Consider the following 15,150-nt stretch of genomic DNA (forward strand, 5'->3'; position numbering starts at 1 on the left):
CGCAACCCGGCACCCTTGGCAGCGCTGGGCCGTGCCCGGCGGGAGAGATCAATCTGCCGGCGGCAGCGGCCGGGTCCACAGCCAGATCGCGACCACGGTCATGCTGCCGATGGAGAACCACTTCACCCAGGCCACCGGCACGCACCACAGCATGATGCCGGCGCACACTGCCATGGTGATCGTGGCCATCCATTTGCCGTAGCGGCTGACCGCACCATGTGCCTGCCAGTTGGCAATGGCCGGGCCGAAGCGCGGGTGCTGCAGCAGCCAGCCGTGCAGCCGCTCGGAGCCGCGCGAGGCGGCCCAGGCCGAGATCAGGATGAATACGGTGGTGGGCAGCCCCGGCACGAAAATGCCGACGATGCCGGTGCCCAGGCTGGCATAGGCCAGCAGCCACCACGCCCAACGGAACCGCACCGGCCGGGTGGGCGCTGGCAGGTCCTTGGTGGCGGGCGGTTCGGGCAGGCTCATCGCGCAAGGATACCGAGCGCAGGTGGCGGCGGCGATATCACCGCCGCCACGTTGCGTCATTCCGTCGCAGCGCCGGCAGCGGGCGCTTCGATGCCCAGCTGCTGCAGCACGAACGCATACGACTCGGACAGTTCGCGGTAACGCTGGAAGCGGCCGGACTTGCCGCCGTGGCCGGCTTCCATGTTGGTGCGGAACAGGATCGGGAAGTGGCCCGTGTTGTCGTCACGCAGCTTGGCCACCCACTTGGCCGGCTCCCAGTACTGCACCTGCGAATCCCACAGGCCGGTGCCCACGAACAGCGACGGATAGCCCTGCTTTTTCACGTTGTCGTAGGGCGAGTAGGACAGCATGTACTCGTAGTACGGCTTCTGCTCGGGGTTGCCCCACTCGTCGTACTCGTTGGTGGTCAGCGGGATGGTCGGGTCGAGCATGGTGGTGACCACGTCCACGAACGGCACCTGCGCCACCAGCACGCGGTAGTCCTGCGGCGCCTGGTTGGCAATGGCGCCCATCAGCAGGCCACCGGCGCTGCCACCGGACGCGGCAACACGGTCCTTCGCCGCCCAGCCCTGTGCCACCAGGCCACGGGTGACGTCGATGAAGTCGTTGAAGGTGTTCTGCTTGTGCAGCAGCTTGCCGTTCTCGTACCAGTCGCGGCCCATTTCCTGGCCACCGCGGATGTGGGCGATGGCGTACACCACGCCACGGTCGAGCAGGCTCACCGCGGTCTGGTTGAAGTAGGGGTCCATCGACATGCCGTAGCTGCCGTAGGCGTACTGGAACAGCGCGCCGGTGCCATCCTTCCTGTAGCCCTTGCGATAGACCAGCGACACCGGCACCTTCACCCCGTCGCGCGCGGTGATCCACACCCGGTCGGTCTCGTACTTCGAGGCGTCATAGCCGATCACCGGCTGCTGCTTCAGCTGGCGACGCTCACCGGTGGCGGTGTTCAGTTCGTACACCGTGGTCGGCGTGGTCATCGAGGTGTACACGTAGCGCAGCCACGTGGTGTCAGCCTCGGCGTTGTCGCCCAGGCCCATCGAATAGGCCGGTTCGTCGGCCTTTACGTAGTCGTTGCGGCCGTCCTTGAACAGCAGCCGGATGCGCTCCAGGCCTTCGGAACGTTCGGCGATGGCGGTGTAGGTATCGAACAGTTCGAAGCCTTCGATGAACACTGCATCGTCATGGGCGATCCAGTCCTTCCACTGTGCGCGCGAGGTGGCGTCGGTCGGTGCGGTCACCAGCTTGAAGTTCTTCGCACCATCATTGGTGCGGATCACCCAGCGGCCGTCGTAGTGGTCGGCGTCGTACTCCACGTCGCGCTGGCGCGGGGCGAGCACGGTGAACGTGGTCGGGTCGCTGGCCGGCGCGTAGCGCTCTTCGGAGGACACGGTGCTGTGCACGCCGATGGTGATGAATCGATCGTCGCGGGTGCGGCCGATGCCCATGTAGAAGCTGTCGTCCTTCTCTTCGTAGACGACGGTGTCGGCGCTGGCCGGGGTGCCCAGCACGTGCTTCTTCACCCGCACGGTCAGCAGGGTTTCCGGATCGTTCTCGACATACAGCACGGTGCGGTTGTCGTCGGCCCAGACCAGGTCACCGGAGGTGCCGGTGATCGTGTCCGGCAGCACCGCGCCGGTACGCAGGTCCTTGAAGCGGATGACGTACTGGCGGCGACCCACGTCATCGTCGGCCCAGGCCAGCAGCTGGTTGTCCTGGCTGACCTCCATCGAGCCGACGCTGAAATAGCCCTTGCCGGCAGCCATCGTGTTGACGTTGAGCAGGACCTCTTCCGGCGCGTCCATGCTGGCCTTGCGGCGCGCATGGATGGGATAGTCCTGGCCGGTCTCGTAGCGGCTGTAGTACCAGTAGCCGCGCTCGCGCGCCGGAACGCTGGCATCGTCCTGCTTGATGCGGCCGACGATCTCGCCGTACAGCGCATCCTCCAGCGGCTTCAGCGGTGCCAGCAGCTGGTCGGCGTAGGCGTTCTCGGCCTGCAGGTAGGCCAGCATGGCCTTGTCCTCACGCTTGTCGTCGCGCAGCCAGTAATAGTCATCGTTGCGGGTCGCGCCGAACGGCGCCTTGACCACGTGCGGACGCTTCTCAACATCCGGCGGAACGGGCGGGGTGGCGGCGGTAGCGGTGCTGGTCATCAGGCTCGCAAGCAACAGGCAGAGAGTGGATTTCATGAAATAAGGCTCCTTGATCGGCAATGCAATGGCGTCCTTGCGCCTGAGTCTGGGTGGCAGGAGGGCTGCGGGCAACCCTGCGGATCGTCATGGACGCGCGGGGTAGTGCCGGCCGCTGGCCGGCAACCGCAACAGACTGTTCATTCCGAGGTTGCCGGCCAGCGGCCGGCACTACCGGGACGCCCGGCGTACCATGTGGGGCATGAGTACCCTGCCCCACACGCCGGGCTACAGCCGGCGCAGCCACGAAATCGCTCCCTTCCATGTGATGTCCCTGCTGGCCCGCGCGCAGGCGCTGGAACAGGCCGGTCACGATGTGATCCATCTGGAGATCGGCGAGCCGGACTTCACCACCGCCGAGCCGGTCGTGCGGGCCGGCCAGGCGGCGCTGGCCGCCGGCCACACCCGCTACACCGCCGCACGCGGCCTACCGGCCCTGCGCCAGGCGATCAGCGGTTTCTATCGCAGCCACTACGGCCTGGATATCGACCCCGAACGCATCCTGGTCACGCCCGGCGGCTCCGGCGCGCTGCTGCTGGCCAGCAGCCTGCTGGTCGACCCCGGCCGCCACTGGCTGCTGGCCGATCCCGGGTATCCGTGCAACCGCCACTTCCTGCGGCTGGTGGAAGGCGGCGCGCAGCTCGTTCCGGTGGGACCCGAAACGGCCTACCAGCTGACCCCTTCGCTGGTGCAGCAGCACTGGAACGCCGACAGCGTTGGTGCACTGGTGGCATCGCCGGCCAATCCCACCGGCACCGTGCTGTCAGCCGATGAACTGGCGACCCTCTCGGCTTCGCTGCATGCGCGCGGCGGCCACCTGGTGGTCGACGAGATCTATCACGGCCTGACCTACGGCCTGGATGCTGCGAGCGTGCTGCAGGTGGATGACAGCGCGTTCGTGCTGAACAGCTTCTCCAAGTACTTCGGCATGACCGGCTGGCGACTGGGTTGGCTGGTGGCGCCGCCAGCGGCGGTACCCGACCTGGAGAAGCTGGCGCAGAACCTGTACATCAGCGCTTCGAGCATCGCCCAGCACGCGGCCCTTGCCTGTTTCAGCGAGGAGGCGATGGCGATCTTCGAGCAGCGCCGCCAGGCCTTCCAGCAGCGCCGCGACTTCCTGCTGCCGGCCCTGCGCGAACTGGGCTTCCGCATCGAAGTGGAACCGCAGGGTGCGTTCTACCTGTACGCCGACGTCAGCGCGTTCACCGACGACGCGCAGGCGTTCTGCGCGCACTTCCTGGAAACCGAACATGTGGCGTTCACCCCGGGCCTGGATTTCGGCTTCCATCGATCGAACCAGCACGTACGCCTGGCCTACACCCAGGAAGTACCACGGTTGCAGGAGGCGGTGGAGCGTATCGCGCGCGGGTTGAAAAGCTGGGGCGGGTGACCCGGTAACGTCCAAGGCATCCACGCATGGCGTGGATCTGCTGGCCCAGCGCACGCCGTGCGTGGATTCGCACACCCCAACGAAAAACGCCGCCCGAGGGCGGCGTTTTTCATTTCATCATTTACCGCCCAACCGCTCCCACAGGAAGCTGTAGGCCAGTGCGGACATGTGCGCGGCCTGCGCGTTGTTGGCTGCACCGCCATGACCGCCTTCGATGTTCTCGTAGTAGGTCACGTCCTTGCCGGCCTCGATCATCTTCGCGGCCATCTTGCGGGCGTGGCCCGGATGCACGCGGTCATCGCGGGTGGAGGTGGTGAACAGCACCGGCGGGTAGCTCTTCTTCGCGTCGAACAGGTGGTACGGCGAGAAGGTCTTGATGAACTCCCAGTCGCTGGTATCCGGGTTGCCGTACTCGGCCATCCACGACGCGCCGGCCAGCAGGTGGCTGTAACGCTTCATGTCCAGCAGCGGAACCTGCACCACCACCGCACCGAACAGCTCCGGGTACTGGGTCAGCATGTTGCCGGTGAGCAGGCCACCGTTGCTGCCGCCCTGCACGCCCAGGTGCTTGGCAGAAGTGATCTTGCGGGTAACAAGGTCCTGGGCAACCGCAGCCATGTCTTCATAGGCCTTGTGACGGTTCTGCTTCAGCGCCGCCTGGTGCCAGCGCGGGCCGTACTCGCCACCACCACGGATGTTGGCAACCACGTACACGCCGCCCTTTTCCAGCCAGGCGCGGCCCATGCCACCCGAGTACGACGGGGTCAGCGAAATCTCGAACCCACCGTAGCCGTACAGCAGGGTCGGATTAGAACCGTCGAGCTTCATCGCCTTGTCGTGCACCACGAAGTACGGCACGCGGGTACCGTCCTTGCTGGTAGCGAAGTGCTGCTCGATCACCTTGCCGTCGGCATCGAAGAACGCCGGCATGGTCTTGAGCACTTCCGGTGCCTTGCCAATGTCGGCAATGGCCAGGGTGGTCGGGGTCAGGTAATCGGTGGCGGTCAGCCACACCGCATCGCTGTCATTGCTGTCGACCGCACTGACGCCCAGGGTGCCGAAGGCTGGTGCGCCGACGAAATCGCTCTTCTGCCAGCCCTTGGCAGTCGGGGTCAGCACCGACAGGCGGTTCTTGACGTCGTCCAGCACGTTCAGCACCAAGTGGTTCTTGGTCCACGAGGCACTGGCCAGCGAGGTGGTCGCGGTCGGGGTGAACAGCACCTCGAAGTCACGCTTGCCGGCCAGGAAATCATCCAGCTTGGTCACCAGCAGTGCGCCGGAGGCGTAGGTCTTGCCACCCACGGTCCACGGATCGCGCAGTTCCAGGGTCAGCCACTGCTTGTGCAGGCCCTTCTCGGCCGAGTTCGGCGCATCGATCCTGGTCAGCTTGCCATCGTCGCCGCGCAGGTAGATCTCGTTGTTGTAGAAGGCCAGCGTACGGCTGACCAGGTTGCGCTCGAAGCCCGGGGTGTCATCGTGCATCGCCGCGATGTACATGTCTTCCGGCTTGCCTTCGTAGACCAGGCTGGCGGCGGACATCGGCGTGCCACGCTTCCACAGCTTGGCCACGCGCGGGTAACCGGAGGTGGTCATCGAGCCGCTGCCGAAATCGGTGTAGACGAACACGGTGTCGCGGTCGATCCAGCTCAGGCCGCCCTTCGATTCGGGACGGAAAAAGCCGTCCTTGATCCAGCTCTTGCTGGCCAGGTCGAACTCGCGGGTGACATCGGCGTCGGCACCGCCGCGCGACAGCGCGATCAGGCAGCGGCTGTAATCCGGACGCAGGCAGTCAGCGCCGTGCCAGACCCAGTTCTCGTTTTCGGCCTTGTTCAGCGCATCCAGGTCGAGCACGGTTTCCCAGGTCGGCGAGGCCTTGCGGTACTCGGCCAGGGTGGTGCGACGCCACAGGCCACGCTCGTGCTGCTTGTCCTTCCAGAAGTTGTAGTAGTAATCGCCGATCTTCTGCACGCCGGGAATCTTGGCGTCCGAGTCGAGCACCTCGCGGATGCTGCTCTCCATCTGCTTGAAGGCCGGGGTCTGCGCCAGGCGCGCCTCGGACTTGGCGTTCTGTTCCTTGACCCAGGACAACGGCTTGTCGCCGGTGACGTCCTCCAGCCAGGCGTAACGGTCGGTGTCTTCAGCGGCCACGGCGGTACCCACCGAGGCAGCGGTCATCATGCCGGCCAGCAGGCAGGCGGAAGCGAATCGTGACATTGCAGCTCCAGGCAGTCATTAGCCGTGGAACGCTAGCATGGATCACCGGGGCCGCCCCCGTGTCGAAGGTCAGGCCGTGGCGGTGTGCGCCTTGCGCGTACGTGTGGGGGAGCGCCGCCGGGCCTGCCCATGGTCGCGTCGCAGCGAGCGGAGCGCGGCCAGCGTTGGCAACGGGCAGCGCAGCAGTGCCCACCAGGCCGCCAACGGCATGCCGACCAGCCACAGCGGCAGCCAGCCCAGCCAGGCACTGCTGCCGCGCGCGGCCGGCCACACCAGCACCACGGCCAGGCCAGCAAGGGCGAGCTGCGGCACCACCCGCAACAGGCGCGGATCGGCGCGTTCGCTGACGCGTTCAGTTGGCGGGCGGTGGCGGGGACGTGTGCGCATGCGGATTCTCCGGTGGTCGATGGCGGTCAGCTTGGCTGCGGGGCTTCTCACCGGCTGCGACACCATTGACGGATGGCGTGCACACAGTGACCATGCGCGGGCAAGCCCACTGGAGCCCGCTCCCGCATGACCTCGATCCGCCCGCTCTGCGCTGTGTTGCTGGCCCTGTCCCTGGGCGGTCCGGCAGTGGCTGCCAATTCCCCACCGTCGTCCCGCAACAGCGCCGCGGAAGCCTCTGCAGATGGGGTGATCGACCTGCAGCGCTTCATGGGGACCTGGTACGTGATCGGCCGCGTGCCGAACTTCATCGAGCGCGGCCACGTCGCCAGCGTCAACCAGTACGAGCTGCGCGAGGACCACAAGGTCGCCATCACCTATCGCTACCGCGATGGTTTCGGTGAACCGCTGCAGGAAATCCGTGCGCGCGCCAGCGTCGATCCCGACAGTGGCAACCACGGCTGGCGCACCTGGTTCTACCGGGTCGTGCCGACCCATTCGCGGGTGCTGGAAGTGGCGCCGGACTATTCCTGGGCGCTGATCGGCTACCCGGGCCGCGAGATGGCCTGGATCTTCGCCCGCACGCCTGACATGGACAAGGCGCTGTACAAGGACCTGGCCGAACGCCTGCGCGACGAGTACGGGGTGAACACCGATAAGCTCAAGCGCGTGCCGCAGCACGCCGAGCAGGTGGGCAAGCTGGGCTACGAAGTACCGAACGTGCGTTGACCGCACACGGTGGTAGGGCCGGCCGCTGGCCGGCAACTGCACGATGTTTCCCGCGTCCATGAGGTTGCCGGCCAGCGGCCGGCACCACCCTGAACGATGCCGGGCGCCGCCCGGCATTCTGTTATCTGCGGCTGTAATGCGCGACCAGACGGTCGCCGAGCATCTGCAGCAGCTGCACCAGCACCAGCAGCAGGACCACCGTGACCAGCGCCACGTCGGTGTGCGAGCGCTGGTAGCCGTCGCGGAAGGCCAGGTCGCCCAGGCCACCGGAACCGATCGCACCGCCCATCGCAGTGAAGCCGATCAGGGCCACGGTGGTCACCGTCGCACCGGCAATCAGGCCCGGCCGTGCTTCGGGCAGCAGCACGCGGGTGACCAGCTGCCAGGTGGTGGCGCCCATGGCCTGGGTCGCCTCGATCACCCCGCGGTCCACTTCACGCAGGGCGGTTTCCACCAGCCGCGCATAGAACGGTGCAGCGCCGATGACCAGCGGCACGATCGCGCCACGCACGCCCAGCGAGGTGCCCATCATGAACAGGGTCACCGGGATCAGCACGATCATGAGAATGATGAAGGGCACCGAGCGCAGCAGGTTCACCACCAGCGCAAGCACGCCGTAGGCAACCGGCCGGCGTTTCAGCTGTGGCGCACCGAACAGGTACAGCAGCACGCCCAGCGGCAGGCCGATGGCCAGGGTCAGCGGCAGCGAACCGGCCAGCATCAGCAGGGTGTCGATGGTGGCTTGGCCGATGTCGGCCCACTTGCCTGCATCCAGGTGACGGAAAAAGCCGCCAGCGGTGGCGATGATCATCGGCGCAGTTCCTCAACGTGAACGCCGGCGGCCACGAACGCGGCCTGCGCAGCGGACTGATCACCGCCCACCAGGGCGACGATCAGCTGTCCATACGGGGTGTCCTTGATCCGGTCGATACGGCCGGACAGGATGTTGTAGTCGACCCCGGTCTGCCGCGCGACGCTGCCAAGCAGGGGTTCGTAGGTGTCGGCGCCGAGGAAGGTCAGGCGCACGACACGGCCACCGACCGCGTCGAAATCGCGGTGCAGCGTCCCCTCGTCCACCTGCTCCGATTCGCTGACGAAACGGCGGGTGGTCGGGTGCTGCGGGTGCAGGAACACCTTCGTTACCGGGCCGGTCTCGACCAGCTGCCCGGCATCGAGCACGGCCACGCGATCGCAGACACGACGGATCACATCCATCTCGTGGGTGATCAGCACGATGGTCAGGCCCAGTTCGCGGTTGATCTTCGACAGCAGCGCCAGCACCGAGGCGGTGGTCTGCGGATCGAGCGCGCTGGTGGCCTCGTCGCACAGCAGGATCTGCGGACGGGTGGCCAGTGCGCGGGCGATGCCCACACGTTGCTTCTGGCCGCCCGACAACTGCGCCGGATACTTGTCCGCATGCGCCTGCAGGCCCACGGTCTGCAGGAGTTCGGCCACGCGTGCATCGATCTCGGCCTTCGGCGTTCCGGCCAGTTCCAGCGGGAAGGCGACGTTGCCCGTCACCGTGCGCGAGGACAGCAGGTTGAAGTGCTGGAAGATCATGCCGATCCGGCGGCGCAGCGCGCGCAGGCCTTCCGGATCCAACGCGGTGACATCTTCGCCGGCGATCAACAGGCGGCCACCACTGGGCTCCTCCAGGCGGTTGATCATGCGGATCAGCGTCGATTTGCCCGCACCGGAATGGCCGATGATGCCGAACACCTCGCCGGCCTCGATGGTCAGGTCCAGCGGCTGCAGCGCGCTGACTGCGCGGCCGGCAACGGCATAGGATTTGTGCAGGCGCTGGAACTCGATCACGGGATCAGCTCACCAGGAGGGCGATGGAAGGGGGCGTGCAGCCTACCAGCGCCGGCGCTCGCGCGCCCGCGCCATGGGCCAGAACGTTATTCCTTTTGGTTCTAAGTCGCCCGCACCGGCGCATTGGCCGGGGTCAGAGCCCCTGCGGGGATCCGACCCCGGGGTCGGATCCCCGCAGGGGCTCTGACCCCATTCCCCGGCCAAACCGGTTCAGGGATGGTCCAACGGTTTCGGCGGCTCCTGCCGGTTCACCCGTTCGCGGTGCAGCAGGTACAGGCCCGAGGCGACGATGATCGCCGCGCCCGCCCAGGTGTAGCCATCAGGCAGCTGCCCCCAGAACGCCAGGTCCCAGCCGATCACCCAGACCAGGCCGCTGTACTCCAGCGGCGCGATCATCGAGGCCTCACCCAGCTGGAAGGCCTTGGTCAGTGCGATCTGGCCCAGTGCGCCGGCCAGGCCCATGCCGGCGATCAACGGCGCATGCGCCATCTGCAGCGGCACCCATCCGGGAATCGCCAGCAGCCCGGCGCCGATCGCCATGATGACCAGGAACCAGACCACCATCGACTGCGAGGTATCGGTACGGGTCAGCAGGCTGACGGTGATCGCGGCGATGGCATAGGCAGTGGCAGCGGCCAGCACCATCAGGCCCGGCACCGAAATGAAACCACCCACGCCCGGGCGCAGCACCACCAGCACGCCGACCAGGCCGATGCCGATGGCGACCCAGCGCCGCGGCCCGACCCGCTCGCCCAGCAGCGGCACCGACAAGGCAGCAATCAGCAGCGGCGCGACGAAATAGATGGTGTAGGCGGTGGACAGCGGCAGGTCGCGCAGGGCGAATACGAAGCAGCCGATCATCGCCATGCCCAGCCCACCGCGCAGCAGGTGCAGGCCCCAGCGTCGCGGAATGAGCGAGCGTGGCCCGGCACTGGCCAGCACCCAGACCAGCACGAAGGGCAGCGACGCCACACCCCGCAGGAAAGTCACCTCCAGCGAGGGATAGCTGGCCGAGAGCTGCTTCATGCCAGCGTCCATCAGCGAGAAACAGGCGACGGCGGCGACCATCCAGGCCACGGCGCGCGAAGGGGAGCGATGCAGGTTCATGGCGCATTATCGCCGACCGCGCCGTGTTGTTGGGTCTGCAGAGCGACCCTATCGGGCAACTCCATCGGGCAAGGCTCGGCCCTGCACGGGCAGGCACACGGGCCCCCGCGATAGAATGGCCGCCACTGATTTCTGCGGAGTAACGCCCATGCCTTCCTTCGACGTTGTGTCCGAAGTCGACACCCACGAACTGACCAATGCGCTCGACCAGGCCAACCGCGAGCTTGCCACCCGTTTCGACTTCAAGGGCGTGGACGCCAAGTTCGAACGAGACGGCGAAGTGATCACCCAGTCCGCGCCGAGCGAGTTCCAGCTCAAGCAGATGAACGACATCCTGCGCGCTCGCCTGGCCGCCCGCAGCATCGACGTGCTCAGCCTGGAATATGGCGACGTGGAAACCAACCTTGCGCAGGCCCGGCAGAAGATCACCGTCAAGCAGGGAATCGAGCAGAAGATCGCCAAGAAGATCGCTGCGGCGCTGAAGGAAGCCAAGCTGAAGGTGGAAACCCAGATCAACGGCGACAAGCTGCGGGTGATGGGCAAGAAGCGCGACGACCTGCAGGACGCCATCGCCGTGCTGAAGGCCGGCAAGTTCGAACTGCCGCTGCAGTTCAACAACTTCCGCGATTGATCGACACCGCGATGTAGCGCCGGCGTCGGTGGCCGGCCTCACTCGCGCAGCAGTTTGTACAGCGTTGTCCGCGAGATGCCGAGCTGGCGTGCGGCGAGGCTGAGGTTGCCTTCGGCGGTATGGGCGGCTCGCCGTGCCGCATCGCGCTGCTGGTCACGCAATGGTGCCGCCTGAACGGGCGCTGCGGCCGTAGCCGGTGAACGTGTCCGTGCGGCGCGCGGTGCCTGCAGATGCTGCAGATGGACCGCACTGCCCTCGCCCAGTCGCACCCGATGCGCAGGGCCGGGCTGCAGCAGTCGACGTCGCTGTGCTGCGCTGGCGCCGGCAAACAGCGTGTCCAGCGAAAGCAGCGGCAGCGGCCCACGCCGCGGCAGGCCGAGCAGGCGCCGGGCGACGCGGTTGGCGGCAAGTAGCTGGCCGTCTTCCTGCACCGCCAACAAGCCCTGCAGCGGTGATGCCAACCAGCGCGGATCATGCTGCACCGCCAACAGATGCACATCGCTGAGCGTGTGCATCAAGCGATTCTCGATGGCCAGCGCTGCCTGCCGGAAATAGCCCTGCAGCAACGCCGGATCGCGTTCCCCCAGCCCGGTGATGTCGATCGCACCGCAGACCTGCCCCTGCAGGTCATGCAGCGGCTCACTCAGGCAGAACACGGGGGCGAACCGCTGCAGATAGTGTTCGTTGCCGCGTACCAATGCGGGCAGGTCGTCGGCCAGGCTGACCGCAGGCGCGGTGGTGCCGATCTCGGCCTCGCCCAGCCGCCGGCCCACCTGGATCGGCCTCAGCAGCGCTGCATCTTCCAGGCCATGGGCGCGATGCACGATCACCATGCCCTCGCGGTTGGCGCAGAACATCGTCCACCCACGCGCACCGAACGCGGCCCACAACTGCTCCAGTTCCGGCTGCACGCAACGCACCAGGCGGCGGTCATCGCGGGACTCCAAGCGGTGTCCGTTGCCCTGCAACGGCGGGTAATACGGCTCCTGCCCGGGGCGCACACCCGCCGCATGCGAGCGCTGCCAAGACTGCTGCAACGGCAGGGGCAGCATCGCCAGCGACTGCACGTCGCCCTCGGCGAAGGCGGCCCGAGCCGCCACCAGCTGCTGTTGCCCGACTGTCGTGGCCATCATGCATGCAGCGTACACCCACACACGCCATGCCCGCGTTACATGCCAACAACGGAGCGTTTCCATTTCGTCGGGCATTCATCCACGCATCGCGTGGATCCACGTGTCGACCAACGGTCAGCACCCACCAACAGCAGCGGGAACCTGTCGAAGGCGGGGTGGGTCCGGTTGCGGGGGCGTGAGCCGCATGGATGCGGCGACCGAGCTTACATGGACGTACTCGCAGCGTCCCCCGCAACCGGACCCACCCCGCCATCCCACGGAATGCCCGCTTTTGACGTTGACGTTGACGTTGACGTTGGCGTTGATTCGGCAGGTGCAGGGCGCAGCCCTGCAAACCGACCCCATCCTCACCTCACGCCGCGATCCGCAGAATCGGCTTCAGGGTGATTCCCCGCGTACTGTCCTCGGCCGCCTGGTTGATCTGCTCCAGCGGATAGAACTTCACCAGCCTGTCGAACGGGAAGCGCCCCTGCTGGTACAGCGTCACCAGCTGCGGAATGAACACCTGCGGCACGCTGTCGCCCTCGACAATGCCACGGATGCTGCGGCCACCCAGCAGCAGGTTGTTCACATCGAAACTGGCGGTGGTGCCCAGCTTCGGTGCACCGACCACGCCCATCATGCCCAGCCCGGCCAAGGCTTCGATGCCGGCCGACAGCACTTCTGGACGACCGGTCGATTCCAGCGCGAAATCGGCGCCACCACCGGTGATCGCGCGCACCGCCTCGATCACATCGGTCTCGCGACTGTTGACCACATGGGTGGCGCCCAGCTCCATGGCCAGCTGCAACCGCGAGGGCACCACGTCGATGGCGATGATGGTGGTGGCCCCGGCTACCTTGGCCGCCATCACCGCGCTCAGACCGACCGCACCGGCGCCATAGCTGGCGAAGCTGCTGCCCGATCGCACCTGCAGCGAGTTGAGCACCGCACCGGCACCGGTCTGGATGCCGCAGCCCAGCGGGCCGAGCAGCTCCAGCGGCGCATCGTCAGGCACCTTGATCGCATTGATCTCGCGCGCCAGCGCAAACGTGGCGAACGACGACTGTGCAAAGAAGTGATCGTGCAGCGGTTGGCCCTGTGCATCGGTGATGGCGGTATGGCCATGGCCATCATCACCACCGAAATTCAGCGCGAAGAAATCGCGACAGTACGCACCGTGGCCACCACGACAGGGATTGCAGTGGCCGCATTGGCCGTAGGTCAGCACGACATGGTCGCCGGCCTTCAGTTCGCGCACGTTGGGGCCGACCGCCTCGACGATGCCCGCACCTTCATGACCCAGCACCGCCGGCAGCGGCACCGGATAGTACTGGTCGCGCACGATCAGATCGGTATGGCACAGGCCGGTCGCCACGATCTTCACCAGCACTTCGTCGTCCTGCGGGCCGCGCAGGCGCGCCTGCTCGATGACAAAGGGCTGTTCCTTGCCGCGCACCACCGCTGCGGTGATGTCACGCGATCCACTGTTGCTGCTCATCGTTGCGTTCTCCTCGATCAGATGGGATAGGCCGGGGCTTCGCCCTTGACCGTCATCCATTGCCACTGGGTGAATTCCTCCACGTTGGACGGGCCGCCGATGCTGGTGCCGTTGCCGGACGCCCCTACCCCACCGAAGGGATTGATGACCTCGTCGTTCACGGTCTGGTCGTTGATGTGCAGCAGGCCTGTACGCAGGCGCTCGCCCAGATTCAGCGCGCGGCCGACATTGCGGGAGACGATCGCCATCGAAAGGCCGTATTCGCTGTCATTGGCCAGGCGCACGGCTTCGTCGTCGTCATCGAACGGCACCACCACCGCTACCGGCGCGAAGATCTCTTCGTTGAACGCCGGATTGTCGGCGCTGACGTTGCCGAGCACGGTCGGTGCGAAGAACAGGTCCTGGTGGGTGCCGCCGGTTTCGAGGGAGGCACCTGCCTTCACCGCGTCGTCGACCACGCGCGCCGCATGGTCGCGTTGCGCGGCATTGATCAGTGGGCCCAGCGCAACGTCCTCACGTGCCGGATCACCCACCTTCAGCGACTTCGCCTTGGCCACCAGCTTCTGCAGGAACGCCTGATGGATGCTGCGCTGTACCAGCACACGGCCGGTGGCCATGCAGATCTGGCCCTGGTGCAGGTACACGCCCCAGGCGGTGTTGGCCACGGCCAGGTCGAGATCGGCATCGTCAAGGATGATCAGCGCGTTCTTGCCGCCCAGTTCCAGCGACACCTTTTTCAGGTGCTTGCCGGCGGCTTCGCCAACCTTGCGTCCGGCCGCCGTCGAGCCGGTGAACTGGATCATCGCCACATGCGGGTCGCTGGTCAGCGCGGCACCGGCGGCGCCATCGCCGGGCAACATCTGCAGCACACCCTGCGGAAGACCAGCCTGCTCGAACAGGCGTGCGATCACCACACCACCGCACACCGCCGTGCGCGGGTCGGGCTTGAGCACCACGGCGTTGCCGAGCGCGATGGCCGGCGCCACCGCGCGCATCGCCAGGTACAGCGGGAAATTGAACGGTGAGATCACCCCCACCACACCCAGCGGACGGCGCCGCGCCAGGTTCAGCCGCCCGGGCTCGGACGGCAGGATCTCACCCACGCTGCGCGAAGGCAGCGCGGCGGCCTCATGCAGCGCCTTGATGGTCACCTTGGCCTCGAAACCGGCCTTCAGGCGGGTGGAGCCACTTTCGCGGACCAGCCAGTCGACCAGCGTGTCTATGTTTTCTTCGGCCAGGCGTGCAGCCTTGCGCAGCACCTCGGCGCGCTGTTCGTACGGCGCTGCCGCCCATGCCTGTTGTGCCTGCGCCGCAGCGGCTGCAGAGCGCGCGACCTGCGCCGCGTCGGCCAGGCCGATCTCGCCAAGCGAGTGCCCGGTAGCGGGCTCGATCACCGGCTGGCGCTGTGCAGCAGCGCTCCATTGGCCATCGAAGAAGGCGCCTGACCAGAGTGCGTCCGGCAACCATGGGGAAGATGCAGTCATGTGAAGTCCTCCTGTGTCGTGCCGCCATTGCACGCCGGGCCGGCAGTGTGGGCAATCGGCCATTGGCGTGATATCGGCAAGGGATTGAATCGATGGGAATTTCCAGCATCACCGTTGTCCAGT

The 15,150-nt window shown here is 66.6% G+C and carries 13 protein-coding genes; 3 read left to right on the plus strand and 10 right to left on the minus strand.

All coding sequences use genetic code 11. The annotated features are described in order from the left end of the window. Positions 1-48: 48 nt before the first annotated feature. Positions 49-471: a YbaN family protein gene (locus AC1DKR_RS17105; protein ID WP_165378132.1), complete on the minus strand. Its 423-nt coding sequence runs from the start codon at positions 469-471 to the stop codon at positions 49-51. 56 nt (positions 472-527) lie between these two features. Continuing rightward, positions 528-2,660, minus strand: coding sequence for a S9 family peptidase (locus tag AC1DKR_RS17110; RefSeq protein WP_478033897.1), 2,133 nt, complete (start codon positions 2,658-2,660; stop codon positions 528-530). Between the two features lie 202 nt (positions 2,661-2,862). Between AC1DKR_RS17110 and AC1DKR_RS17115 the strand changes: the two genes are divergently transcribed. Beyond that, on the plus strand, positions 2,863-4,050 hold the full coding sequence (locus AC1DKR_RS17115; protein WP_312785880.1) for a pyridoxal phosphate-dependent aminotransferase: 1,188 nt from the start codon (positions 2,863-2,865) through the stop codon (positions 4,048-4,050). A gap of 117 nt (positions 4,051-4,167) precedes the next feature. Here the strand turns inward: AC1DKR_RS17115 and AC1DKR_RS17120 are convergent, their stop codons facing one another. Both AC1DKR_RS17120 and AC1DKR_RS17125 read right to left on the minus strand, forming a co-directional pair. Continuing rightward, entirely contained in the window at positions 4,168-6,264 is a 2,097-nt protein-coding gene (locus tag AC1DKR_RS17120; RefSeq protein ID WP_223496624.1) for a prolyl oligopeptidase family serine peptidase, read from the minus strand. A gap of 69 nt (positions 6,265-6,333) precedes the next feature. Next, positions 6,334-6,651, minus strand: coding sequence for a hypothetical protein (locus tag AC1DKR_RS17125; protein ID WP_032976554.1), 318 nt, complete (start codon positions 6,649-6,651; stop codon positions 6,334-6,336). A gap of 126 nt (positions 6,652-6,777) precedes the next feature. Between AC1DKR_RS17125 and AC1DKR_RS17130 the strand changes: the two genes are divergently transcribed. After that, positions 6,778-7,377 carry a lipocalin family protein gene (locus AC1DKR_RS17130; protein ID WP_025877305.1) on the plus strand — a complete coding sequence of 200 codons (600 nt, stop codon included), beginning with the start codon at positions 6,778-6,780 and terminating at the stop codon, positions 7,375-7,377. A gap of 121 nt (positions 7,378-7,498) precedes the next feature. Here the strand turns inward: AC1DKR_RS17130 and AC1DKR_RS17135 are convergent, their stop codons facing one another. The 3 genes from AC1DKR_RS17135 to AC1DKR_RS17145 form a co-directional block, all read right to left on the minus strand. Next, complete coding sequence (locus tag AC1DKR_RS17135; protein WP_025877307.1) at positions 7,499-8,188, minus strand: methionine ABC transporter permease; 690 nt, start codon at positions 8,186-8,188, stop codon at positions 7,499-7,501. Then, the gene (locus AC1DKR_RS17140; protein ID WP_230112552.1) at positions 8,185-9,192 is read right to left on the minus strand and encodes a methionine ABC transporter ATP-binding protein; all 1,008 of its coding nucleotides are present in this window, start codon (positions 9,190-9,192) and stop codon (positions 8,185-8,187) included. Before AC1DKR_RS17140 ends, AC1DKR_RS17135 begins: the two co-directional genes overlap by 4 nt. Before the next feature lie 210 nt (positions 9,193-9,402). Then, on the minus strand, positions 9,403-10,299 hold the full coding sequence (locus tag AC1DKR_RS17145) for a DMT family transporter (RefSeq protein ID WP_223496627.1): 897 nt from the start codon (positions 10,297-10,299) through the stop codon (positions 9,403-9,405). Positions 10,300-10,447: 148 nt separating this feature from the next. Between AC1DKR_RS17145 and AC1DKR_RS17150 the strand changes: the two genes are divergently transcribed. Further along, positions 10,448-10,930 (plus strand): YajQ family cyclic di-GMP-binding protein, encoded by a 483-nt coding sequence (locus AC1DKR_RS17150; RefSeq protein ID WP_025877313.1) that lies wholly within the window; start codon positions 10,448-10,450, stop codon positions 10,928-10,930. Between the two features lie 38 nt (positions 10,931-10,968). On the opposite strand, the gene AC1DKR_RS17155 is transcribed toward AC1DKR_RS17150, so the two are convergent. The 3 genes from AC1DKR_RS17155 to AC1DKR_RS17165 form a co-directional block, all read right to left on the minus strand. Next, positions 10,969-12,060 carry a helix-turn-helix domain-containing protein gene (locus AC1DKR_RS17155; protein ID WP_478033903.1) on the minus strand — a complete coding sequence of 364 codons (1,092 nt, stop codon included), beginning with the start codon at positions 12,058-12,060 and terminating at the stop codon, positions 10,969-10,971. 355 nt (positions 12,061-12,415) lie between these two features. After that, a complete protein-coding gene (locus AC1DKR_RS17160; RefSeq protein WP_108266658.1) occupies positions 12,416-13,543 on the minus strand; it encodes an NAD(P)-dependent alcohol dehydrogenase in 1,128 nt (375 codons plus the stop codon). Positions 13,544-13,560: 17 nt separating this feature from the next. Continuing rightward, positions 13,561-15,027, minus strand: a complete 1,467-nt coding sequence (locus AC1DKR_RS17165; protein WP_363731514.1) for a benzaldehyde dehydrogenase — start codon at positions 15,025-15,027, stop codon at positions 13,561-13,563. Between the last annotated feature and the right edge of the window lie 123 nt (positions 15,028-15,150).

The organism is Stenotrophomonas sp. 01N47, from assembly GCF_056399165.1.

What these genes read in the sequence shown, in the direction of transcription:
- AC1DKR_RS17105 (WP_165378132.1), bottom strand. Translation starts at nt 471, where the DNA reads ATGAGCCTGCCCGAACCGCCCGCCACCAAGGACCTGCCAGCGCCCACC.
- AC1DKR_RS17155 (WP_478033903.1), bottom strand. Translation starts at nt 12,060, where the DNA reads ATGGCCACGACAGTCGGGCAACAGCAGCTGGTGGCGGCTCGGGCCGCC.
- AC1DKR_RS17150 (WP_025877313.1), top strand. Translation starts at nt 10,448, where the DNA reads ATGCCTTCCTTCGACGTTGTGTCCGAAGTCGACACCCACGAACTGACC.
- AC1DKR_RS17115 (WP_312785880.1), top strand. Translation starts at nt 2,863, where the DNA reads ATGAGTACCCTGCCCCACACGCCGGGCTACAGCCGGCGCAGCCACGAA.
- AC1DKR_RS17110 (WP_478033897.1), bottom strand. Translation starts at nt 2,660, where the DNA reads ATGAAATCCACTCTCTGCCTGTTGCTTGCGAGCCTGATGACCAGCACC.
- AC1DKR_RS17135 (WP_025877307.1), bottom strand. Translation starts at nt 8,188, where the DNA reads ATGATCATCGCCACCGCTGGCGGCTTTTTCCGTCACCTGGATGCAGGC.
- AC1DKR_RS17130 (WP_025877305.1), top strand. Translation starts at nt 6,778, where the DNA reads ATGACCTCGATCCGCCCGCTCTGCGCTGTGTTGCTGGCCCTGTCCCTG.
- AC1DKR_RS17165 (WP_363731514.1), bottom strand. Translation starts at nt 15,027, where the DNA reads ATGACTGCATCTTCCCCATGGTTGCCGGACGCACTCTGGTCAGGCGCC.
- AC1DKR_RS17125 (WP_032976554.1), bottom strand. Translation starts at nt 6,651, where the DNA reads ATGCGCACACGTCCCCGCCACCGCCCGCCAACTGAACGCGTCAGCGAA.
- AC1DKR_RS17120 (WP_223496624.1), bottom strand. Translation starts at nt 6,264, where the DNA reads ATGTCACGATTCGCTTCCGCCTGCCTGCTGGCCGGCATGATGACCGCT.
- AC1DKR_RS17160 (WP_108266658.1), bottom strand. Translation starts at nt 13,543, where the DNA reads ATGAGCAGCAACAGTGGATCGCGTGACATCACCGCAGCGGTGGTGCGC.
- AC1DKR_RS17145 (WP_223496627.1), bottom strand. Translation starts at nt 10,299, where the DNA reads ATGAACCTGCATCGCTCCCCTTCGCGCGCCGTGGCCTGGATGGTCGCC.